The sequence below is a fragment of the Candidatus Arthromitus sp. SFB-turkey genome, assembly GCF_001655775.1.
GTDB lineage: Bacteria > Bacillota > Clostridia > Clostridiales > Clostridiaceae > Dwaynesavagella > Dwaynesavagella gallinarum.
In genome coordinates this window covers 15,326-37,453 of sequence record NZ_LXFF01000004.1, presented here as the reverse complement: position 1 = coordinate 37,453, position 22,128 = coordinate 15,326, and the positions used below count along the sequence as shown (strand labels likewise).

The window sequence follows — 22,128 nt, the reverse complement described above, 5'->3', positions numbered from 1 at the left end:
TTTAAGTAATAAATAAATTAATATTCATTTGCTTGGAGGGATTATTAAATGAAATTTAATATAACTAATAGTGTGGATAAAAACTATGATATTGTAGTTATTCCATGTTTTTCAGATGAAAAAGTTCAAAAATATTCTCATATTTTAGATAAACTACGTGATAAAAAAATATTTTCTTGTAAAAGTTGTACAAGTTATAGTTTTATGAAAGATGAAGAAGATGAAATCTTAAATAGGGTTTTTTTAGGACTTGGAAAAAAGAAGGATTTAAATTATGAAAACATGTATAAGTCTATTGTTTCATGTTTTAAAAATTTTAAATTTGATAAACCTTTAAATATTTTAGTTAATTTGTTTGAAAGTGAAAATTTAAGTTCTCGTGATTTAATAAAAGCATTTGTTTTAGCTATTAGTGGTTGTGGTTATAGTTTTTCAAAATATTTTACAAAACGTAAGGAAGAGTGTTGTGTAAATGTAGAGTTTTATGGAGAAAATATCATTTTAAGTGAAGAACATTTAAAAGAAAGTTTGAACATAAGAGATGCTATAAATTTAACAAGAAATTTAGTAAATGAACCTTCTAATATTTTAACTCCTGAAGAATTTTCTAAAAGGTGTTTAGAAGCTATTGAAAATTTAAATGTTGATATAAGTGTTTATGATGAAAAATGGATAAAAGAAAATGGTTTAAAGGCACTTTATGAAGTTGGAAAAGCATCTTCTAATAAACCGAGATTTATAGTTATGAAATATTTTGGTGATGATACAACTAATAAATCTATTTCCTTTGTTGGTAAGGGTTTAACATATGATTCTGGAGGATATTCTATAAAAAGTTCTGATGGAATGGTTACTATGAAGTGTGATATGGCAGGAGCTGCCTCAGTATTATCTCTTATGACTCTTATATCAAAACAAAATTTAAAAATAAATGTATATGGGATAATACCTACTTGTGAAAATATGGTAAGTGGTGATGGGTTTAAACCTGGAGATGTTATAGGATCTTTATCTGGAAAAACTATTGAGGTAATATCAACAGATGCAGAAGGAAGACTTGTTCTTGCTGATGGTGTTTATTATGCTGCAAATAAGTTAAACACAGATATAATAATAGATATTGCTACTTTAACAGGGGCGTGTGGTATTGCACTTGGTACTAAATATGCAGCAATAATTGATAATAATGAAGAGTTATTTAAAAAATTAAATTATAGTTCAAAAAATACTGTAGATAGTATTTGGAGGCTTCCAGCTGATGAGGAATATAAAGAATTGTTAAAATCAGATATAGCAGATTTGAAAAATCTTGGAGGAAGATATGGTGGAACAATAACTGCTGGACTTTTTATAGGTGAATTTATAGAAAATAAACCTTGGGCACATATTGATATTGCTTATGTATCTTGGAATGATTTTCCAAGCAAAATATTTCCTAAAAAAGGTTCTACAGGAGCAGGAATAGAGTTTTTATATGAATTTTGTAAAAATAATGAAAAAAAATAAAAGGAGCAAATTAATTGCTCCTTTTTTATAATTGTTCTTTTTCACTTAAGGCTATATTGTAGTGTTTTAAAATTTCAGTTTGAAATTTTTGTCTAACATCCGTAGAGATTGGGTGAGCTATATCTTTAAATTCTCCATTTGGAGTTTTTCTACTAGGCATAGCAATGAACAAACCGTTTTCTCCTTCTATAACTTTAATATCGTGTACAACAAATTCATTATCTAAAGTTATTGACACGATAGCTTTCATTTTTCCTTCATTAGTGATTTTTCTGATTTTAACATCTGTAACTTGCATTCAATTCACCTCTATAAGTTTTTCAATAATATAAGGTGTATTCTATGCAAAAAAATAAAAAATATATTCACATAACAATAAATTTTAAAAAAATATATTATTCTTTAATAAATATGTATTTTTTTTAGTAAAAAATGTATATAATTATAAAAAGTCCTATATAATTAAGGGGTGTTTTTTTTGCAAGATCATTTTATAGATAAAATTATTGAAAAAAATCAAAGTATATATTTGATAGGTATTGGTGGAATTAGTATGAGTGGTATTGCATCAATACTTTTAGATAAGGGTTTTAAAGTTTCTGGAAGTGATATGCAGGAGAATGATTTAATATTAAAACTTAGAAATGCTGGATGTAAAATAAATATAGGTCATAATAGTGAAAATATAAGTGATGATGTAGGACTTATTGTATATACGGCAGCTATTAGATCTGATAATGAAGAGATTAAACAAGGTGCAAAGAAAAATATACCTATGATAAATAGGGCAGAATTTTTGGGAATGTTAACTAAAAGATATAATAAGTGTGTAACTATCTCAGGAACACACGGTAAGACTACAACTACATCTATGTTTAGTTATGTTATGATTCATAATGAACTAGATCCTACAATTTTATTAGGTGGAGAGTTATCTATTATTGATGGTAATTTTAAAATTGGCAAGAGTGAATATTTGTTAATGGAAGCTTGTGAATATAAGGAATCTTTCTTAAATTTTTCTACAGATATTGGAGTTATACTTAATATAGATAAGGATCATTTGGATTATTATAGAGATTTAGATCATATAAAAAGTACATTTAAAAAATATATTGAAAATATATCTGATGATGGTTGTTTAATTGTGTGTGGAGATGATGAAAATATTAAAGATATTTTGAAATATGCTAAGTGTAAAATAATTTCTTATGGCATAAATAATGGAGATGTTAAAGCTGTAAATATAAGAAAAGAACTAGATAAAACAGTTTTTGATGTTTCTTACAAAGACAAGTATTATGAAGATGTAGAGATAAGTGCACTTGGAGATCACAATATTTTAAATTCTCTTTCAACTATAGCTTTTACTTTTATGATGGATCTTGATTTTTTAAAAACTAAGAAGGCGTTAAAAGAATTTAAGTTACCAAAGAAGAGGTTTGAAATAAAAGGTAAGAAAGACAATATAACACTTATAGAAGATTACGCGCATCATCCTACTGAAATAAGAGCTACGATTAGTACAGCAAAATCTATTACTAAAAATGATATTTTTTGTTTCTTCCAACCTCATACTTATAGTAGAACTCTTGCTTTGTTTGATGAATTTTCCAAGTGTTTTGATGGTGTAGATGAACTTATACTTTTAGATATTTATGCAGCAAGAGAAAAAGATCCGGGAAATATTAATTCAAAGGAACTTGGGGATAAAATAAGGTCTTATGGACAAAAATGTTATAATGCGAAAGATTTTGATGATGCTTTATCGTATGCTAGAGGAAAAATAAAAGATGGAGATTTGTTTTTAACAATAGGTGCTGGTAATGTTGGGAATTTATGTGATATGTTTATAAAGTCATAAGTGTTAAGAGGTTTTTTTAAAACCTCTTTTAATTTTTAAGCAGAAGGTAGTGAAATTATGAAAATAGGAATTATAAGTGATGTTCATTCAAATTTATATTCTCTTATGGAAGTGTATTCTGAATTTGAAAGAGAAGGTGTAGATACGGTTATTTGCCTTGGGGATATTGTTGGATATGGTCCTCATCCTAATGAAGTTATAAATTTTATGAGAAGAAAACAAATAATAGCAATGAAAGGTATATATGATTTAGCTGTTATTAAAAATGATTTTAGTTTTATAAATGAAAGTACTGTAAATAATTTTTCTATGAATTTTACTCGTGAAGAGCTTACAAAAAACAATTTGTATTATTTATCGACTTTACCAACAGAAGTAAATTTTCAATTTGGTGGTTTAAAAGTAAAATTTATACATAAAAATCCTTATGAAGAATCTTGTGATATTGATGAAGATATTTTAGTTTGTGGATATACACATTTAGCTGATGAAAATAAAATTTCAAAGAGTAAATGTATTTTGAATCCTGGAAGTATTGGAAAACCATCTTATAGTAATGAATTTGTAACTTTTGGAATTTTAGATGTGTCTGAAAATTTATATAATTTTAAAATTATGAAGATTAATTATTCTTTTCATAAAATTCAAAAGGATATGAAAATGATGAATTTTCCAGAAATACTTATAAATTCTTATGATAATGGAGTTCGTTAGAAAGAGAGGGTTATTATATGGAAATTAATGCTAGGTTTTTATATGAAAATTTTAAAGATTATGATAATAAAGAAATTTTAATATGTGGATGGGTAAGAAGTATAAGAAGTAACAATAATATAGGTTTTATTGAATTAAATGATGGTAGTATGCTTAAAAATATACAAATAGTTATTGAAAATAATTTAGAAAATTATAGCGAAGTATGCTCATCTCCTATTTCATCTACTATTTCTGTTAAAGGTAAAGTGATTTTAACTCCTGAAAATAAACAACCTTTTGAAATAAAAGCATTAAATATCTTCATTGAAGGAAAATCTAATCAGGATTATCCTTTGCAAAAAAAGAAACATACTTTTGAATATTTGAGAACAATTGGACATTTAAGACCTAGAACAAATACATTTTTGTCTGTGTTTAGAATACGAAGTGTTATATCTTACGCTATACATAGTTATTTTAAAGAACAAGGATATGAATATATACATTCTCCTATAATAACAACCAGTGATTGTGAAGGTGCGGGAGAAATGTTTAAGGTTACAACTTTAGATTTAAAAGATGTTGAAAAGAAAGATAATAAAGAAGTAGATTTTTCTAAAGATTTTTTTGGAAAGTTAGCTAATTTAACTGTTAGTGGACAGTTAGAAGCTGAAATTATGGCCCTTGCACTTGGAAAAGTTTATACTTTTGGACCTACATTTAGAGCGGAAAATTCAAACACTTCAAGACATGCGGCTGAATTTTGGATGATTGAACCTGAAGCTGCGTTTTTAGAATTGTTTGGTGCTATGGATTTAGCTGAAAATATGCTTAAGTATGTTGTGAATGTTGTTTTAAATGAATGTAAGCAGGAATTAGAATTTTTAAATAATTTTATAGATAAAGGTCTTATTGATAGATTAAACAATGTAAAAAATAGTACTTTTGAAAGAATAGAGTATACAGAAGCTATAGAAATACTTTTAAAATCTAATAAGAAGTTTGAGTTTGAAGTTAAATGGGGAGTTGATTTACAGTCTGAACATGAAAGATATTTAACAGAAAACCATTTTAAAAAACCTATATTTTTATATAATTATCCAAAGGAAATAAAAGCCTTTTATATGAGGTTAAATGATGATCAGAAAACTGTTGCTTCTTTTGATTGTTTAGTTCCTGGAATTGGTGAAATAATTGGAGGAAGTCAAAGAGAAGAGAGATATACTGTTCTTGAAAATAGAATAGAAGAATGTGGACTTCTAATTGAAAATTATTGGTGGTATTTAGATTTAAGAAAATATGGGGAAACAAAACATTCAGGATTTGGGCTTGGTCTTGAAAGACTTGTTATGTATATAACTGGTATGAGTAATATTAGAGATGTTATTCCATTTCCTAGAACTCCACAATTTGCAGAATTTTAACAAAGATAGTTATTTAACTATCTTTTTTTTATGTTATTGAAAATTTTAATATTATTAAATTATAATAATAGTTAGTATTAGTTATGAGGTGTGTGCTATGGATGTTTGCGCTATAATTTTGGCTGCAGGAAAAGGGAGTAGAATGAAGTCAAAATACCACAAGGGAACTCATAAAGTTTGTGGTAAGGAAATGATTAATATTTTAATTGATAAATTAAAAAAATGTGGTGTTGATGATATTAATTTAGTTGTTGGAGAATATAGAGAAAGTTTAATTGATGTTACTAAAGATAAGTCAGTTACATATTCGTTTCAAGAACAACAACTCGGGACAGGACATGCTGTTTTAAGTGCATATGATTTTTTGAAAAATAAAAAAGGAAATGTTTTGATATTTGCTTGTGATATACCACTTTTTAAAGAGGAAAGTATTAATGAGTTATTAAGTGTTCATTTTAAAGAAGAGAATTCTTTAACTTTTGTTACTTCTGTGTTAGATGACGCTCTTAGTTATGGAAGAATTATAAGAAAAGATGGAAAGGTTTTTTGTATAAGAGAAGCTAAAGATTGTACTAAAGAAGAGCTTTCTATAAATGAAATTAATACTAGTTTGTATTGTTTTAAAATTGAGGATTTATTAGATGGAATAAAAAATATAAAAAATTGTAATGCGCAAAATGAATTTTATTTAACAGATATTATTGAAATTTTTAATGGGAAAAATAAGAAAATAGGTACTATATGTGCAGATAAAAATGAAGTTGTAGGAGTAGATTCTAGAAAACAATTATCTTATGCTAATGAATTATTAAGAAAAGAAATAAATGAAAATCATATGAACAACGGTGTTACATTTTTAAATCCAGAATCTACGTATATAGATATGGATGTTAAGATAGAGAAAGATGTTATTATACATCCAAATGTTTGTATTTATGGAAGTACTGTTATAGAAGAAGATTGTGAAATATTTTCAAATACAAAGATAGTAAATAGTTTTATTGGTAAAAATACTAAGATTGATTCATCGGTTATTTATGATTCTAAGGTTGGAGAAAATACAAATATTGGCCCATTTGCATACTTAAGACCTAATTCTATTATTGAAGATGCGGTTAAAATTGGTGATTTTGTTGAGATTAAAAATTCTACAATAGGAAGCGGTACAAAAATTTCTCATTTATCTTATGTTGGAGACGCTGTTGTGGGTAAAAAATGTAATTTAGGGTGTGGAATTGTAACTGTAAATTATGATGGAAAAGATAAGAATAAAACTATTATTGAAGATGAATGTTTTGTTGGTTGTAATGTTAATTTAGTTGCTCCAGTTACTGTTGAAAGAAATTCATATGTGGCAGCAGGTACAACTATAACAGAAAAAGTTGATTCAAACAGTCTTGCCATAGGAAGATGTAAACAAACAAATATAGAAAATTGGGTAATTAAAAAATTCAAATAATTAAATAAAAATGGTTGGAGGATGTAATGCATGTTAGAGCAAATTAACAATATAAAAATAATTGCTGGAAATTCTAATCTTGAGTTGTCAAAAGATATTGCAGAAAGTTTAAATACATCACTAGTTAAGTCTAAAGTTGTAAATTTTAGTGATGGAGAAATAAATGTTGATATAAGTGAAACTATACGAGGAGAAGATGTTTTTGTTGTACAATCTATTTGTGAGACAAGTGAATTAACTGTAAATGATAGTTTGATGGAGCTATTAATAATAATAGATGCTTTAAAAAGAGCTTCAGCAGGTAGAATTACAGCTGTTATTCCTTATTATGGATATGCTCGTCAGGATAGAAAAGCAAAATCTAGAGATCCAATAACTGCAAAGCTTGTTGCAGATATTGTAACAATTGCTGGTGCTAATAGAGTTCTTACTATGGATTTACATGCTCCACAAATTCAGGGGTATTTTAATATTCCAGTTGATCATTTATTAGGGTTGCCAATTTTAACAAAATATTATGATAAAAAAGTTTTTGATGGAGATTTAGTTATTGTATCTCCAGATGTTGGAAGTGTTAAGAGAGCTAGAGGATTTGCAGAGAAGTTAAGCGGAGATGTTCCTATGGCGATTATTGATAAGAGAAGACCTTCTCAAAATGTTTCAGAGGTTATGTCAGTAATAGGGGAAGTTAAGGGAAAAGTTGCAATTTTAGTTGATGATATGATAGATACAGCAGGAACAATTGTAAATGCTGCAAATAAGCTTATGGAACTTGGAACAAAAGAAGTTTATGCTTGTTGTACTCATGGAGTATTTTCGGGAGAGGCTGTAGATAGAATAAATAAATCTCCTATAAAAGAGTTAGTATTTTTAAATACTATATCTAAATGTAAATTATGTGAGGAATATTCAAAGTTTAAGATGTTATCAGTGGCACCAATATTTGCAGAAGCTATAAAAAGAATTCATCATTGTAAGAGTTTAAGTCCTTTATTTGGTAAATTTTAAAAGCCTTTAGTATATTTTTTTCAAACATTGGAAAACTATAATAGAAGAAAAATGTAAATTTTGTTATAAATTATAAAAAGTAGTTAATTTTAAAAATAATTTTACATTAATAAATATTTTTTGTATGATAAATTTAGTGGTATGTATGGATATATAGAACAAAATTTTAATGTTCACAAAATAAGGGAGTGTTAAGATGGACGGAAATGCAGTTAAGGTTTTGATAGTAGATGATGATGTTAATATATTGGAAGTTTTAAAAATGTATTTGGGAAATTCAGGTTATGATATTAGATCTTGTAGTGATGGTAGAGAAGTTCAAGAAATTTTTCCAGATTATAAGCCGAATTTAGTTATATTAGATATTATGATGCCTGTTTTAGATGGGACTGAGGTTTTAAAGTGGATTAGAAGAGATTCTAGTGTACCTATAATAATGCTTACTGCTAAGGGAGAACTTTTTGATAAATGTTTGGCTTTAGAACTAGGGGCTGATGATTATATGGTTAAACCTTTTGAACCTAAAGAGCTTTTAGCGAGAATAAAGGCTGTTATGAGAAGATTTAATACAGATAGTCATGTTAGAGAAAGTTTAGTTTTTACAGATCTAACAATAGATATAAATTCTTATACTGTTATATTTAAGGGACAGGATATAAAAATGCCACCAAAAGAATTTGAACTTTTGCATTATCTCGCTTCAAATAAAAATAAAGTTTTTACTCGTGAAAATCTTTTATGTGAAGTTTGGGGGTATGATTATCCTGGAGATTCTAGAACGGTTGATGTACATATTAAAAGGTTGAGAGAAAAATTAAATGGTGGAATGAATTGGCAGATAGAGACAGTCTGGGGTGTTGGATATAAATTTGAGGTGAAGTGATGACAAAAAACAGTATTGTAAATAAGATATTGTTGTATTTTTTATCTGTCGTTACTTGTGTTTTTGTATTACTTGCCTTTTTTGCATCATATTGGTATAAAAATAATTTGATAAATTCTAAAGTAGATAATTTAACAACTCAGATAGAAATAATATCAGATTCTGTAATTGACTACATGAATAATCCAAGTACTGATTATATTAAGTATTTATCTGATTATGTAGATGTAGTTAGTAGAGTTTTAGAAGTCGATATAGTTTTGTGTGATGCTCTTAATTATGTATATTTAGTGTCTAATGATTCTCACAAAAATTTGTTGGGAAAACAGTATGAAGTTGACTATTATAATAAATTTAAAATTAATCATATTAGTTCAAACGAATTAGATGTTTATGATAATGGTTTTGGTGAAAAGTTATATAGATTGGTAAAACCTTTGTATGAATCTGGTATTTATAAAGGTGCAATAACTTTATTTTTCGGGGAAAGTGTTATTTTAAATAAAATTCATAGATTTAATTTGATTATTTTTTCAATAGTGTTGTTATCTATATTTATAATAAGTTTATTTATGTATTTTTTATCTCGAAAGATTCTTGTTACACCTATTAAAGTAATAAATAGTACGGCTAAAAGATTTGCTTTAGGAGATGTTTATAAAAGAATTGAAATAAATTCTAAAGATGAAATAGGAGAACTTGCTAATTCGTTTAATTATATGGCGGAATCATTGGAAAAAATAGATTCTAATAGGAGAGAGTTTTTATCAAATGTTTCCCATGAGTTAAGAACACCACTTACTACCATTATAGGTTTTTTAAGTGGTATTTTGGATGGTATAATACCTGAAGAAAATCATATGGAAAAACTCAAAGTTGTTTATGATGAAGTTAAGCGTTTATCTAGACTTGTAAATGATTTGTTAGATTTAACAACAATGGAGTCTGGAAAATTTACTTTAAGGTTTAAAATAATAGAATTGAATTCATTAATAAGGTATACAGTTACAAATTTTGAGCAAGAAATAAAACAAAGTAATATAAATATGGAAGTTTTTCTTGAGCATGATAATGTAAATGTAATAGCTGATGAAGATAGGCTTGTTCAAGTTTTAAATAATTTAATAGCTAATGCTATTAAATATTGTGATGATAGGAAACGTATAAATATATCTGCTAAAATAAAGAATAATAAGGCTGTTGTATGTATTTTTAATACTGCTAAACTTTTAAGTGAAGAGGAATTTAATAATATTTGGGTAAGGTTTTATAAAAATGATAAATCAAGAACAGGAAAGGAAAGTACTGGACTTGGGTTGTCTATAGTTAGAAATATAATTTCACAATTCAGAGAAGAGATATGGGTTGAAAATAGAGTAAAAGAAGAGGGAGTAAGTTTTATCTTTACATTACAATTAGCTAATTAAATTGAATATTTATTTTAGCTTTTAGGTGGTAATAAGTTGGGGATTAATAATCGCAATACAGATTTACATAAGGGACGTATAATTTTTAAGGAAAAAAATATAAAATGTTTTAAAAAAGAAATTCTTAATGTTTTTATAAATATTCTTATTTCTATTATTTTTGGATTTATTGGATCTGTAATTTTTATTACAATTTATTTTGATTTTTATAATATAGATGATTCTAAAATAAATTTAAAATATGATTATAATATAACTCAGGTTATAAATAGATTAAATCAATCTGTTGTTGGAATTAATGCGTATATAAGAGAAGTTAACAATCGTGGGGATCATAGTTTAGTACAAAATAATATGACCGGTATTTTGTATTCAGAAGATGGATATATAGTTACTAATTTTTATGGATTAAATAATGCTAATAAGATATATGTTAAGATTCCTAGTACTCTTAATTTAGTAAAGGAAGCAAAAGTTGTAGGTTATAATGAAAAATATGATATATGTTTGTTAAAAATTGATGGAAATGAATATGTTAAGGGAGTTTTTAAGGAAAATATTTCTGATGTAAGTCATGGTTTAAAAGTTGTTTCTATAGGAAATTCGTCAGGTGATTTTAATTCTTACCATGTGAATTCGGGAATAATTAGTGGCTTTGATATTTTTGATGATGGAATTAAGATTATTAAGACAGATGTTAATGTTAATTTTTCAAATACAGGGGGTCCTATTTCTGATGTAAATGGTGAAATTTTAGGTATAAGTAGCGTTAAATTTAATGATAGTTACAATATACATAAGGAAACATCATCTATTTTAATTTCATCACAGGATATCATAAAATTAATAGAAGAAATGATTGAGGGTGCAACTTAGTATTAAATAAGCTTTGTTGCACTTTTATTTTTATTTTAAAAGTGAGGATGAGTTTATGTTTTTAGTTGTAGGTCTTGGAAATATAGGTAAAAAATATGAAAAAACTCGTCATAATATAGGGTTTATGATTTTAGATAAATTTTCTAAAGAATTTAATATAGAGTTTAATAAAGAAAATAATACTTGTAATTATGGCATTGGAAATGTAATGGGGAAAAAAGTTATTTTAGTGAAACCTAAGACTTATATGAATTTAAGTGGAGATGCTGTAGTTGAAATTATAAATTATTTTAAAATTAATCTTGATGATTTATTAGTTATTTATGATGATATAAGTTTGGATTTTTTGAAAATTAGAATAAGGCAGAAAGGATCTCATGGGGGGCATAATGGAATAAAAGATATTATTAATAAAATAAATACAGAAAAATTTAAAAGGATTAAAATTGGAATTGGAGAAAATAAAAATATTAATTTATCAGATTATGTATTATCTAATTTTACATTACAGGAACTTGAATTATTTAATGATGAATATGGAAGTATTTTGAAATGTATTGAGATGATTATAGATGGTAAAATAATTGAGGCTATGAATATATTCAATTGAGTAATAGGCGGTGTTTTATGAGGTTAAAAGGAATTAATGAGAGAATATTTAATTCTGAAAAATTTCAAAATATTTTGTATAACTTAGATTGTGAACAAAAAATTAATGTTTGCGGATTAGTGAGTTCTTCTAAATCTGCCATTATATATGGAATATATAAAAAAACTAATAAAAATATTTTTGTAATTACAAGTAGTAATTTTGAAGCTAAAAATATGTATGAAGATTTAAAATTTTATACAGATGAATGTATTTATTTTCAAGGGAAAGAAAATGTTTTTTACAATATAGAAGCATTTTCTTCAGATTTGAAGTGGGATAGAATTAAGGCACTTAAAGAAATATGTAATGGATCTAAGAAAATTATTTGTACTTCTGTAGATAGTTTAGTTTCTTTATATATGAATAAAGAAACTACAAAATTGTTAGAAGTTAATTTACATATTAATGAGGATTATGGATTTAATAAGTTTTTAGAAAATGTGCACAATTTAGGATATGAAAAAGTGTATAAAGTTGAACAAAAGGGAGAATACGCAGTTCGTGGTGGAATAATAGATATTTTTCCAATAAATTCGGAGTTTCCTTATAGAATAGAGTTTTTTGGAGATAGTGTTGATGTTATAAGAAGTTTTAATGTTGTTACACAAATAAGTATTGATAATAAGGAAACTGTTAGACTAATACAAGCTAAAGAATTTATTTTGAAAGATAATGAAAGAAACATTTTATATAAGAATCTTGAGGAAGATTTTTATAAATATATTGAATCTATAAATGATTTAGATATAAAGAACAAACTTGAAGAAAAATTTAAGTTTATTTTGGAAAGAATAAAAGAATTTCCTTTTTTTGATGAATATAACGTTATAATTCCATATCTTCAGGAGTATTTTTGTGATTTTTTTGATTTTATGGATGATTCAATTGTTGTAGTTGATGAATTTAAAAAATGTATAGAAACCTTAGATATTTTATATGAAAGATTTCAAGAAAATTTTCAAATGTTGATACTTCGTGGTGAGGTATTACCTTGTCAAATTAAATTAATTTTAGATAAAGGTATTTTATATAAAAAGATAAATGAAGTATATGATTTAAAATTTAGTTTGTTTAATGAGTCAAATAGTAATTCAATTGTAGAATTTGAAACTAAAGACACAGTAAAAATGGATGGAAAAATAAATGTTATTTTAAATGAAATAAAAGAAAAATTAAGTAAAAATTATTCAGTTGTTATATTATCTTCTACAAAAATGAGAGGTGAGAAATTAAAAGAGCTTTTAGAAGAGTATGATATAAAAGCGTATTATGATGAAAATCTTAATAAATTTAATTTTGGAGAAGTTATAATAAGTAAAGGATCATTAAATGATGGTTATGATTTTTTAGATTTAAAGTTATATGTAATATCAGATAAAGAAGTTTTTGGAGAATCTAAAAATAAAAAAAATAAGACTTCTTTTTCTTCTGTTAAAAAAGGTTTTAGTAAAATTAAAAGTTTTTCAGAGTTAAAACCAGGAGATTATATAGTACATGTTAATCATGGTATAGGAGTATATAAAGGTATTAAGCAAATAGAAGTTCAAGGAATTAATCGTGATTATTTAGATATAGAGTATGAAAAAAATGATAAGTTATATGTTCCAATAGAGCAACTAGATTTAGTTCAAAAGTACATAGGTATTGATGGAAAGAGCCCTAAGGTTAATAAATTAGGTGGAAGTGAATGGGCAAAAATTAAAATTAAAACTAAAAAATCTGTAAATGAAATTGCAGAAAATTTGGTAAGATTATATGCTGAGAGAAATATTTTAAATGGATATGCTTTTTCAAAAGATGGTGAATGGCAACATCAATTTGAAGATGAATTTCCATATAATGAGACCCCTGATCAAATATCTGCTATTTATGATATTAAAAAGGATATGGAATCTAATAAGCCTATGGATAGGCTTTTGTGTGGTGATGTTGGATATGGAAAAACAGAAGTTGCTTTAAGGGCGGTATTTAAGGCTGTTGTTGATAAAAAACAAGTTGCATTTTTAGTTCCAACTACAATACTTGCAGATCAGCATTATAATAACATAAAGAGAAGGTTTATAGATTTTTCTTTTAATGTAGATGTTTTAAGTAGATTTAGAACTCCAAAACAACAAAAAGAAACTCTTTTAAAACTTAAAAGTGGTGAAGTTGACATAATAGTAGGAACTCACAGACTTTTATCTAAAGATGTTGAATTTAAGGATTTGGGACTTTTAATTATAGATGAAGAGCAAAGATTTGGGGTTAAACATAAGGAAAAAATTAAAGAATTAAGAAAAAATATAGATGTTCTTAGTTTAAGTGCAACTCCAATTCCAAGAACTTTACATATGTCTATGATAGGAGTTAGGGATATAAGTGTTATTGATACTCCACCGGAGGAAAGATATCCAGTTCAAACTTATGTTGTTGAATATAGTGATCAGTTAATTAGAGATGCTATAATTAGGGAAATTTCACGATTTGGACAAGGATTTTTTGTTTATAATAGTGTTGAGACTATTGATAAAATGAATATTTATCTTCAAAATCTCGTCCCTGAATGTAGGTTTTCTGTAATTCATGGTCAAATGAGTGAGAGAGAAATAGAAGATATTGTAATGAAATTTTTAGATAAGGAAATAGATTTTTTAGTTTGTACTACAATAATTGAAACAGGTATTGATATAGAAAATGCCAATACTATAATTATTTATAATTCTGATAAATTTGGATTATCTCAGCTTTATCAATTAAGAGGTAGAGTTGGAAGAAGTAATAAAGTTGCTTATGCTTATTTAACTTATAAAAAAGATAAGGTTTTAACTGAAGTAGCTGAAAAAAGATTAAAAACATTAAAAGATTTTACAGAGCTTGGTTCTGGTTTTAAAGTTGCTATGAAAGATTTAGAAATTAGGGGATCCGGAAATATTGTGGGAGAAGCTCAACATGGGCAAATGAGTGTTGTTGGATACGATTTATATTGTAAAATGCTTGAGGATGCTATAAAACTTTTAAAAGGAGATATTAGTAAAGAGGAAGTAAATACAGTTGTTGATATTAAAATAGATGCATATATAAAATCTCAATATATTGAAGATGAAATGCAAAAGATTGAAATTTATAAAAAGATTTCTTGTATTGAAGATAAGAAAGATATTAAATACATAAGAGAAGAACTTATAGATAGATTTTCAGATATACCAAAAGAGGTTGAATGTCTTATAAAGATATCGTATGTAAGAGCTCTTGGAAGGAAATTAGGATTTTCTCAAATAAAAGAGGTTGGAGAAAATGTAATTTTTGAATATGAGAATAAAGATTACGTGGATAATGGTAGTTTTGATTATATTTTAAATAATTACTCTGAAAATATTGTATTTAATTCTGGAGATAAACCTTCATTTTCTTATAAAATTATTGGTGAAGAAAAAAATTATCTTCTTGATAAATTTATAATTTTGTTAGAAAATTTAATAAAAGAAAGTAGTATTTTAAAATTTAATAAAAGTTAGAAAATTGGAGGATATTTTAGTATGAAATTTAACAAACTAATAAGTAAGATTTCCATGATAGCATTAGTGTTTTTTGTTTTGTCTTCTTGTAGTATAGTTCAAAAAACTGAAGAAGCTATAAGAGGGGAAGTATTGGCAACTTATGATGGAAGAAAAATTACACGAGGTGAAGTAGAAGATTATTTTAAAGGGTTTGATGCTGCGTTAATTGAAAGGTATGGTGAAGATTATAAAAATAATAGTGAGTATTTAAATGAACAATTAAAAGCTTTTGCAGAAAATTATGCGCAAAATTCTATACTTGTAGAAGAATTTGGTAAAAGAGGTATTGCTACAGAAGAAGAGATTAATGAAGAAATAGATAATATGGTTTCTGAAGTTATGCATTTATTTATTGATGAAGAAAATGGAACTTTAGATGATGGACATGGACATAAAGTAAATGAAGAAAAATTAAATGAAGCATTGAAAGCAGCTTTTTATGTAGATATTGAAGATTATAAAACAAAGCAAAGAGATATTATAAAAATAAATAAACTTGTTGATGATTTAGTAAAAGATGTTAGTGTTAGTGAAGATGAAATTCTTGAATATTATGAAAACAATAAAGATGAAAAATATAAAACAGGAGCAGGGGCAACAATGTATCATATTTTAGTTGATACGGAAGAGGAAGCATTAAAAGTTAAGGAGAGAATTGAAGCAGGTGAAAAATATGAAGATATAGCTGCAGAGTTAAACAAAGATGCTACTAGTCAAACAGGAGGAAGTTTAGGGTTTGTTGAATATGACAATACTAGTTATGATGCGGACTTTTTGGAAGGAGCTAAGAATCTTAGTGAAGGAGAGATATCTGATCCAGTTAAGACTCAATTTGGATATCATATAATAAAAGTTGAAGGTATTAAAAGTGAACCTGAATATGATGATATTGAATCAGTCAGGGTGGATATAGAGGAAACTCTTTTAACTGAAAAGAAACAAAATTTAGTGAATGAGTTTTCTGAAAATTTATTTAAAGAGAAAAATCTTAAAGTAAAATAATTTTAAGGTTTCAAGGTAGTATGGGAGGAAATATAACATGAAATTTAGAAAAATTGCATCAGTAGTTTTACCAGTAATAATAGCATTTTCTTTGTATTCCTGTATTAATAAAGGAAGTTCACACAAGGATCCTGAAGTAGTAGCAAAAATTGAAAAAGAGTTTGTGAAAAAGGAAGAAGTTAATGAATATTACAGTGGACTTGAAAATGGTTTTATAGATCAATATGGAGAAGATTATAAAGAATCAGATGATTTTAAACAAATTTATTTAGATTTAGTAGATCAATATGTTGAGCAAAGAGTATTGGTGCAGTTAGCTAAAGATGAAGGGGTAGTTAATGAATCTGATATACAAGAAAAAGTTGATGAAGAATTTGAAAATATGAAATCAGTATTTGGAAATGATGAAGCTTTTTCAACAGCTATTATAAATAGTAGATTTAAAGATGAAGAAGATTACAAAAGTAAACTTAAAATTTCTTTAATTATAGAAGAATTAATAGCTAAAGAAACTGAAAATTTAAAGGTATCAAATAGTGAGATAGAGAGTTATTATAAAGAAAATTCTGATAAATTTGTAAGGGGTCCTGGAGCTGATGTTTATCATATATTTTTAAATGAAGAAAGTTCAGCACTAAAGGTTTTAGATCTACTTGATAATGGAGAAGATTTTTCAAAGCTTGCAGAAATTCATAGTCAAGATGGAAGTGCTAGTGTTGGCGGGTACTTAGGTTATCAAGAATTTGAAAACTCTCAGCTTGTTGAAGAGTTTATGGAAGAAGTTAGAGATATGGAAGAAGGGGAAGTTAGAGGACCTGTTAAGACGCAATTTGGATATCATATTATAAAGGTTGAAAATGTTAATGAAGATGAGTGGACTGAAGATCTTGATAGAGTTTCTAAGAACATAGAAGAGACACTTAAAGCAGAAAAAATAAATGAGGTTATGGATTCTTTAATTCAAAAAGCTAAAGATAAATATGGTGTTAAAATATACGAAGATAATATATTAGGGAAAAAAGAGTAGCAATTAAGCTGCTCTTTTTTTCTAATTAATGTATAAAATAGCAAAAATGATAGATAATATTAGTGTTGAGTATGTTATATGTAAATTTTAGGAGGAAAAAATAATGAAAGCAACAGGTATAGTTAGAAGAATAGATGATTTAGGAAGAGTGGTAATACCTAAAGAAATTAGAAAAACTCTTAGAATAAGAGAAGGAGATCCACTTGAAATATTTACAGATAGAGACGGTGGAGTTATATTAAAAAAATATTCACCTATAGAAGAGTTAAGTGATTTTTCAAAAGAATATGCTGAATCTTTACAACAAGCTATAGGAAATATAGTTTTAATTGCAGATAAAGATGAGTTTATTTCAGTTTGTGGTATATCTAAAAAAGAGTATTTGGAGAAAAAAATAAGTCATGAGTTAGAGAGAGTATTAGAAAATAGAAAAACAATTTGTATAACTGAAGAGAATGAATTTTTGCCTTTGTGTGCAGATGAAAATTTACAAAATAAATATTCTTCTCAAATAATATCTCCAATTATTGCTGAGGGTGATGCTATTGGAGCTGTAATAATTTTATCTAAAGAAGGCGATGAAAAGTTAGGAATTGTTGAGCAAAAGCTTGCAGAAACAGCTGCTTCATTTTTAGGTAAGCAAATGGAATAATTTTATACATATAAAGCTATGAATTCATAGCTTTTTTTATTTTTTATTAGAATATTTTTCTATATTTTAAAATAAAAATTAAGCATATAATTATTTAGTTATGGGGGGGTTATGAGTAATCAAATTATAAAAAGTACAATTATATTAAGTTTAAGCAGTATATTAGCTAAATTTTTGGGCATTTTATTTAGATGGCCACTTGTTATGCTTATGGGTGATGAAGGAATTGGATATTATCAAATGACTTATCCTCTATATATGTTTTTTATAGGAATAGTTTCAGGAATGCCTATTGCTGTATCTAAACTTGTGTCAGAAAGAATTGCTTATGATGATAGAAGCTCCATTTTAAGTATAGTAAGATCATCTCTTAAAATTATGATTATTTTAGGTTTAGGAACTAGTTTTATTTTGTTTACATGCTCAAATTTTATAATAGATTTTTTAAAATGGGATTCAAAAGTGTATTGGTCATTAATAGGTGTTTCAATTGCCCCAATTAGTGTTTGTGCTTTAGGGGTATTTAGAGGAGTATTTCAAGGTATGGAAAATATGATTCCAACTGGAGTATCTCAAGTAATTGAACAAATTGTACGAGTTATATTTGGTGTATCTTTGGCATTTATATTTTTTCCAATGGGGATTGAGTATGCAGCAGGAGGAGCTGCTTTTGGAGCATCATTTGGAGGGTTTATATCAACTTTATTTATAATCATTGTTTATATTAAATTTAAGAAGAAATATTTTTACAATGTTAAAGTAAATAAAGATGGTAATTTATATTTAAATAGAATTTTGAAAATTGCAATACCATTATCTTTAGGGGCTACGGTTTCAACTATAATGATTTTAATAGATTCTATTTTAGTACCTCAAATGCTTTTAAGTGCTGGATATGGTCATAAAGAAGCAACTATTTTATATGGTCAATTAACAGGTAAAGTTTCAGTTCTTATAAATGTTCCTTTAGCTTTATCTATTGCTTTAGGTACATCTATTATTCCTGCATTATCTAAATTATTTGTTTTAAAAAAATATGATCAATTTAAGGAAAAGGTAATAACATCTTTTAAATTATCTAGTTATATTGCTTTTCCATGTTTTATAGGATTATATTTCTTATCAGCGCCCATAATGAATGTAATATTTCCTCAAAATTCTGATGGATTTGATATTTTAAAGTATGCTTCAGTTAGTATACCCTTTATAATTTTTTCTCAAGTATCAACCTCTATTCTTCAAAGTACAAATAATTACATAAGACCTGTTATTAATCTTTTAATTGGATGTTTTTTAAAGGTAGTTATAACATTATGTTTAACAGGTAATTCTAAGTTTAATATTTATGGAGCGGTTTTAGCTACAATTTTTTCATATATTTTAACAAGTTATTTAAATATCAGGGCTATAAAAAATAAATTAAAAATAAATGTTAATATAATAGATGTTGTATTGTCACCATTATTATCTTCATTATTGATGATTGTTATTGTTTTAATAAGTTTTAATTATTTATATAATATTTTCGATAATCTTATATTAAGTTTAGGGAGTTGTATAATAATTGGAGGAATAGTTTATATTTTAAGTGTAGTTATTTTTAAGAGAAAAGAAATAAATAATATATTTTTATCTATAAAATAAAAATATGAATATTATTTTTATAAATTGTAATTATAGAATATATATAAATTTAAGACTTATGTAATAATATTATTGAATAATGTTTTTACTTATGATAACATTAATTGAAGCAAATAAATTTAGTAATTAATTTTAGTTTTATTTAATTGTGTAAATTTAGTTTTATGTAATTAAATAAATTAATTTTAAGGAGGATATAGGGTTGAATAAAGCTGAATTAGTTGCGAGTATGTCGCAAAAAAGTGAACTTAGTAAGAAAGATGCAGAGGCTGCTTTAAATTCATTTATAAAGAGTGTATTTGAAGCGTTAGAAAATGGAGACAAAGTTCAATTAGTAGGCTTTGGAACTTTTGAAATTAGAGAGAGAGCTGAGAGAGAAGGTAGAAATCCGCAAAATAATGAACCTATTAAAATTCCTGCAGCTAAGGTTCCTGTATTTAAAGCGGGTAAGGAATTTAAAGAAAGAGTTAATAAATAAAGATCCGAGATATTCTCGGGTCTTTATTTTTAAATTTGGAGGAAAGATGAGATTAGATAAGTTTTTAAAAGTTTCTAGAATTATAAAAAGAAGAACAGTTGCCAAAGATGCCTGTGATTCTGATAAGATATTAATAAATGGGAAATTATCAAAACCATCATCTAATGTAAATGTTGGAGATATTTTAGAAATAAATTTTGGAAATTCAAGTTTTAAAGTTGAAATTTTAGAAATAAAAGAGCATGTAAGAAAAGATGAAGCAGAAAATATGTATAGAATTATATAATATATAGGTAATACTTTACATTAAATATTCATATTATTCTAATAAAGAATATTTGATGGAGGTTAACTATGGATTATAAAAAAGAAAATAGTGATTTAATAAAAAAAAGTAATGTGTTTTTGGAAAATAGAAAAAAAGTAAGTATTACAGGGGTTTTTGAAGTTTTATCCTTTGATGAAGATAAGGTTTTATTAAATACTGTATTAAAAAAACTTGAAATAGTGGGAAATAATCTTAAAATTTCTAAATTAGATCTTAAAAATGGAGAAGTAAGTATTTCGGGAAGTATACATGAATGTAAGTATTTAGAAGATACAAAACAAAAAAATGTTAAAACTAATGTATTTAAAAAGTTTTTAGGTAAGAAATAATGATAAATTTAGGTATACAAGTTTTAATTTTACTTTACAGTTTTTTATCAGGAATAGTTTTTGGTATTAGTTTTGATGTGTATAGAATACTAGTTGGAAATTCAAAGAAGAATTTTTTTAATTTTATTAAATGTAGTATATTTTGGATTATAATAGGAATTATAGTATTTTGTTTTTTATTATATACTCAATATGCAATATTATCTTTTTATACTTACTTTTATATATTTTTAGGAGTTGTTTTTTATTTAAAATTTATTTCTAAAAATATATTTTTAAAAGTTAAAATATTAATAAACGGTATTTTAACTGTCTTTAGAATAATTTTTAAAAATATGTGTTATACTTTTTTGAGAATTTTTAATAAAAAAATCAATAAAAGTTTATAAAAATATTGAAAAAAAACGAATATGTATTAAAATATTTATGTGTTAAAAAATTATTTTATAGACGAGGGTATTTTGATTAAGCAAAGGAAGCGTATTTTCTTTATTAGGAATGTTATGATTTTAGTCATATTAATTTATAGTTTGATTACTTTGTTAAAGAATGATTTTGATAGATATAATGTAGAGGTTCAGCTTATAAAATATCAAGAAAAATTAAGTGATATAAATCATGAAATTCAATTATTACAAGATGAATTAGAGCTATCAAATACAGAAGAGTATTTAGAAGTTTTAGTTAGAGATAGACTGGGATATGTATTTGATGGAGAAAAATCTATAATTAATGTTGTTAAAGATAATTAGGTTATTTTAAGGAGGAACAAAATTAATATGGCTTTAGTCATAGGAAGTATTTATGATGGAAAAATAGTTAATGTTACGAATTTTGGAGCTTTTGTAGATGTAAATGGAGAGATTGGATTAGTACATATATCTGAGGTATCAAATAAGTATATAAAAGATATAAAAGAGTATTTAAAGGATAAAAAAGATGTAAAAGTTAAGGTTTTATCCGTAGATGGCAATGGAAAAATGAGTTTATCTATTAAACAAGCTGAGGATAAGTTTGAAAATAACAATAAGAGAAGTAATGATAAAAAAGAAAATGATAATGTTAGATCTAGTAAGAATAATAAATTAAATTTTGAGGATATACTATCTAAATATTTGAAAGATAGTGAAGAAAGGATGCAAGACTTCAGAAAAAATCAGGATTCTAAGCAAAGAGGATATGGAAAGAGAAATTTTGGATAAGTATATTTTTAAATTTAAAAATATATTGACAGTATAGTTAAAATAAGTTATACTAATAAGGTAGTTGTTAAACAAAATGAATAAGCTGAAGTGGCGAAATTGGCAGACGCACAGGACTTAAAATCCTGCGGT

Annotated in this window: 22 protein-coding genes; 21 read left to right on the top strand and 1 reads right to left on the bottom strand. The window is 25.8% G+C overall.

Annotation, left to right across the window (positions count from 1 at the left end; translation table 11 throughout):
* The first annotated feature begins 48 nt into the window (after positions 1-48).
* Entirely contained in the window at positions 49-1,506 is a 1,458-nt protein-coding gene (locus tag A6P36_RS00345) for a leucyl aminopeptidase (protein ID WP_066760215.1), read from the top strand.
* Positions 1,507-1,531: 25 nt separating this feature from the next.
* Here the strand turns inward: A6P36_RS00345 and spoVG are convergent, their stop codons facing one another.
* Complete coding sequence (spoVG, locus tag A6P36_RS00340) at positions 1,532-1,804, bottom strand: septation regulator SpoVG (RefSeq protein ID WP_066760214.1); 273 nt, start codon at positions 1,802-1,804, stop codon at positions 1,532-1,534.
* A 180-nt stretch (positions 1,805-1,984) separates the two neighbouring features.
* On the opposite strand from spoVG, the gene murC reads away from it, so the two are divergent.
* The 20 genes from murC (at position 1,985) to A6P36_RS00240 (ending at position 21,996) form a co-directional block, all read left to right on the top strand.
* The gene (gene murC / locus A6P36_RS00335; protein ID WP_066760213.1) at positions 1,985-3,370 is read left to right on the top strand and encodes a UDP-N-acetylmuramate--L-alanine ligase; all 1,386 of its coding nucleotides are present in this window, start codon (positions 1,985-1,987) and stop codon (positions 3,368-3,370) included.
* 57 nt (positions 3,371-3,427) lie between these two features.
* Positions 3,428-4,084 carry a metallophosphoesterase family protein gene (locus tag A6P36_RS00330; RefSeq protein WP_066760212.1) on the top strand — a complete coding sequence of 219 codons (657 nt, stop codon included), beginning with the start codon at positions 3,428-3,430 and terminating at the stop codon, positions 4,082-4,084.
* A 17-nt stretch (positions 4,085-4,101) separates the two neighbouring features.
* Positions 4,102-5,490, top strand: a complete 1,389-nt coding sequence (asnS, locus tag A6P36_RS00325; RefSeq protein ID WP_066760211.1) for an asparagine--tRNA ligase — start codon at positions 4,102-4,104, stop codon at positions 5,488-5,490.
* A 97-nt stretch (positions 5,491-5,587) separates the two neighbouring features.
* Complete coding sequence (glmU, locus tag A6P36_RS00320) at positions 5,588-6,949, top strand: bifunctional UDP-N-acetylglucosamine diphosphorylase/glucosamine-1-phosphate N-acetyltransferase GlmU (protein ID WP_066760210.1); 1,362 nt, start codon at positions 5,588-5,590, stop codon at positions 6,947-6,949.
* Between the two features lie 30 nt (positions 6,950-6,979).
* A complete protein-coding gene (locus A6P36_RS00315; RefSeq protein WP_066760209.1) occupies positions 6,980-7,957 on the top strand; it encodes a ribose-phosphate pyrophosphokinase in 978 nt (325 codons plus the stop codon).
* Positions 7,958-8,153: 196 nt separating this feature from the next.
* Positions 8,154-8,840 (top strand): response regulator transcription factor, encoded by a 687-nt coding sequence (locus A6P36_RS00310; RefSeq protein ID WP_066760207.1) that lies wholly within the window; start codon positions 8,154-8,156, stop codon positions 8,838-8,840.
* Positions 8,840-10,267, top strand: a complete 1,428-nt coding sequence (locus A6P36_RS00305; protein WP_066760205.1) for a sensor histidine kinase — start codon at positions 8,840-8,842, stop codon at positions 10,265-10,267. Before A6P36_RS00310 ends, A6P36_RS00305 begins: the two co-directional genes overlap by 1 nt.
* A gap of 36 nt (positions 10,268-10,303) precedes the next feature.
* The gene (locus A6P36_RS00300) at positions 10,304-11,143 is read left to right on the top strand and encodes a S1C family serine protease (RefSeq protein WP_156507944.1); all 840 of its coding nucleotides are present in this window, start codon (positions 10,304-10,306) and stop codon (positions 11,141-11,143) included.
* 55 nt (positions 11,144-11,198) lie between these two features.
* Positions 11,199-11,753, top strand: a complete 555-nt coding sequence (gene pth / locus A6P36_RS00295; protein WP_066760204.1) for an aminoacyl-tRNA hydrolase — start codon at positions 11,199-11,201, stop codon at positions 11,751-11,753.
* Between the two features lie 17 nt (positions 11,754-11,770).
* On the top strand, positions 11,771-15,292 hold the full coding sequence (gene mfd / locus A6P36_RS00290) for a transcription-repair coupling factor (protein ID WP_066760202.1): 3,522 nt from the start codon (positions 11,771-11,773) through the stop codon (positions 15,290-15,292).
* Positions 15,293-15,313: 21 nt separating this feature from the next.
* Positions 15,314-16,336, top strand: coding sequence for a peptidyl-prolyl cis-trans isomerase (locus A6P36_RS00285; RefSeq protein WP_066760199.1), 1,023 nt, complete (start codon positions 15,314-15,316; stop codon positions 16,334-16,336).
* Positions 16,337-16,373: 37 nt separating this feature from the next.
* Positions 16,374-17,363, top strand: coding sequence for a peptidyl-prolyl cis-trans isomerase (locus A6P36_RS00280; RefSeq protein WP_066760197.1), 990 nt, complete (start codon positions 16,374-16,376; stop codon positions 17,361-17,363).
* 103 nt (positions 17,364-17,466) lie between these two features.
* Positions 17,467-18,015 (top strand): stage V sporulation protein T, encoded by a 549-nt coding sequence (gene spoVT / locus A6P36_RS00275; RefSeq protein ID WP_066760195.1) that lies wholly within the window; start codon positions 17,467-17,469, stop codon positions 18,013-18,015.
* 111 nt (positions 18,016-18,126) lie between these two features.
* Positions 18,127-19,659: a putative polysaccharide biosynthesis protein gene (locus A6P36_RS00270; RefSeq protein WP_066760194.1), complete on the top strand. Its 1,533-nt coding sequence runs from the start codon at positions 18,127-18,129 to the stop codon at positions 19,657-19,659.
* A gap of 202 nt (positions 19,660-19,861) precedes the next feature.
* Positions 19,862-20,137, top strand: a complete 276-nt coding sequence (locus A6P36_RS00265; RefSeq protein WP_066760192.1) for an HU family DNA-binding protein — start codon at positions 19,862-19,864, stop codon at positions 20,135-20,137.
* Positions 20,138-20,183: 46 nt separating this feature from the next.
* Positions 20,184-20,423 carry an RNA-binding S4 domain-containing protein gene (locus tag A6P36_RS00260; protein WP_066760190.1) on the top strand — a complete coding sequence of 80 codons (240 nt, stop codon included), beginning with the start codon at positions 20,184-20,186 and terminating at the stop codon, positions 20,421-20,423.
* 68 nt (positions 20,424-20,491) lie between these two features.
* On the top strand, positions 20,492-20,794 hold the full coding sequence (yabP, locus tag A6P36_RS00255; RefSeq protein WP_066760188.1) for a sporulation protein YabP: 303 nt from the start codon (positions 20,492-20,494) through the stop codon (positions 20,792-20,794).
* On the top strand, positions 20,794-21,183 hold the full coding sequence (gene yabQ, locus A6P36_RS00250; RefSeq protein ID WP_066760186.1) for a spore cortex biosynthesis protein YabQ: 390 nt from the start codon (positions 20,794-20,796) through the stop codon (positions 21,181-21,183). The genes yabP and yabQ overlap by 1 nt, the downstream gene beginning before the upstream one ends.
* 114 nt (positions 21,184-21,297) lie before the next feature.
* A complete protein-coding gene (locus A6P36_RS00245) occupies positions 21,298-21,546 on the top strand; it encodes an FtsB family cell division protein (RefSeq protein ID WP_242861583.1) in 249 nt (82 codons plus the stop codon).
* Positions 21,547-21,573: 27 nt separating this feature from the next.
* Positions 21,574-21,996, top strand: coding sequence for a S1 RNA-binding domain-containing protein (locus tag A6P36_RS00240; protein ID WP_066760182.1), 423 nt, complete (start codon positions 21,574-21,576; stop codon positions 21,994-21,996).
* The last annotated feature ends 132 nt before the right edge of the window (positions 21,997-22,128 follow it).

Excerpts from the sequence above, each read along its gene's own strand:
- A6P36_RS00345 (WP_066760215.1), top strand. The coding sequence starts at position 49 with ATGAAATTTAATATAACTAATAGTGTGGATAAAAACTATGATATTGTA.
- spoVG (WP_066760214.1), bottom strand. The coding sequence starts at position 1,804 with ATGCAAGTTACAGATGTTAAAATCAGAAAAATCACTAATGAAGGAAAA.
- A6P36_RS00330 (WP_066760212.1), top strand. The coding sequence starts at position 3,428 with ATGAAAATAGGAATTATAAGTGATGTTCATTCAAATTTATATTCTCTT.
- asnS (WP_066760211.1), top strand. The coding sequence starts at position 4,102 with ATGGAAATTAATGCTAGGTTTTTATATGAAAATTTTAAAGATTATGAT.
- glmU (WP_066760210.1), top strand. The coding sequence starts at position 5,588 with ATGGATGTTTGCGCTATAATTTTGGCTGCAGGAAAAGGGAGTAGAATG.
- A6P36_RS00315 (WP_066760209.1), top strand. The coding sequence starts at position 6,980 with ATGTTAGAGCAAATTAACAATATAAAAATAATTGCTGGAAATTCTAAT.
- A6P36_RS00310 (WP_066760207.1), top strand. The coding sequence starts at position 8,154 with ATGGACGGAAATGCAGTTAAGGTTTTGATAGTAGATGATGATGTTAAT.
- A6P36_RS00305 (WP_066760205.1), top strand. The coding sequence starts at position 8,840 with ATGACAAAAAACAGTATTGTAAATAAGATATTGTTGTATTTTTTATCT.
- pth (WP_066760204.1), top strand. The coding sequence starts at position 11,199 with ATGTTTTTAGTTGTAGGTCTTGGAAATATAGGTAAAAAATATGAAAAA.
- mfd (WP_066760202.1), top strand. The coding sequence starts at position 11,771 with ATGAGGTTAAAAGGAATTAATGAGAGAATATTTAATTCTGAAAAATTT.
- A6P36_RS00285 (WP_066760199.1), top strand. The coding sequence starts at position 15,314 with ATGAAATTTAACAAACTAATAAGTAAGATTTCCATGATAGCATTAGTG.
- A6P36_RS00280 (WP_066760197.1), top strand. The coding sequence starts at position 16,374 with ATGAAATTTAGAAAAATTGCATCAGTAGTTTTACCAGTAATAATAGCA.
- spoVT (WP_066760195.1), top strand. The coding sequence starts at position 17,467 with ATGAAAGCAACAGGTATAGTTAGAAGAATAGATGATTTAGGAAGAGTG.
- A6P36_RS00270 (WP_066760194.1), top strand. The coding sequence starts at position 18,127 with ATGAGTAATCAAATTATAAAAAGTACAATTATATTAAGTTTAAGCAGT.
- A6P36_RS00260 (WP_066760190.1), top strand. The coding sequence starts at position 20,184 with ATGAGATTAGATAAGTTTTTAAAAGTTTCTAGAATTATAAAAAGAAGA.
- yabP (WP_066760188.1), top strand. The coding sequence starts at position 20,492 with ATGGATTATAAAAAAGAAAATAGTGATTTAATAAAAAAAAGTAATGTG.
- yabQ (WP_066760186.1), top strand. The coding sequence starts at position 20,794 with ATGATAAATTTAGGTATACAAGTTTTAATTTTACTTTACAGTTTTTTA.
- A6P36_RS00245 (WP_242861583.1), top strand. The coding sequence starts at position 21,298 with ATGATTTTAGTCATATTAATTTATAGTTTGATTACTTTGTTAAAGAAT.
- A6P36_RS00240 (WP_066760182.1), top strand. The coding sequence starts at position 21,574 with ATGGCTTTAGTCATAGGAAGTATTTATGATGGAAAAATAGTTAATGTT.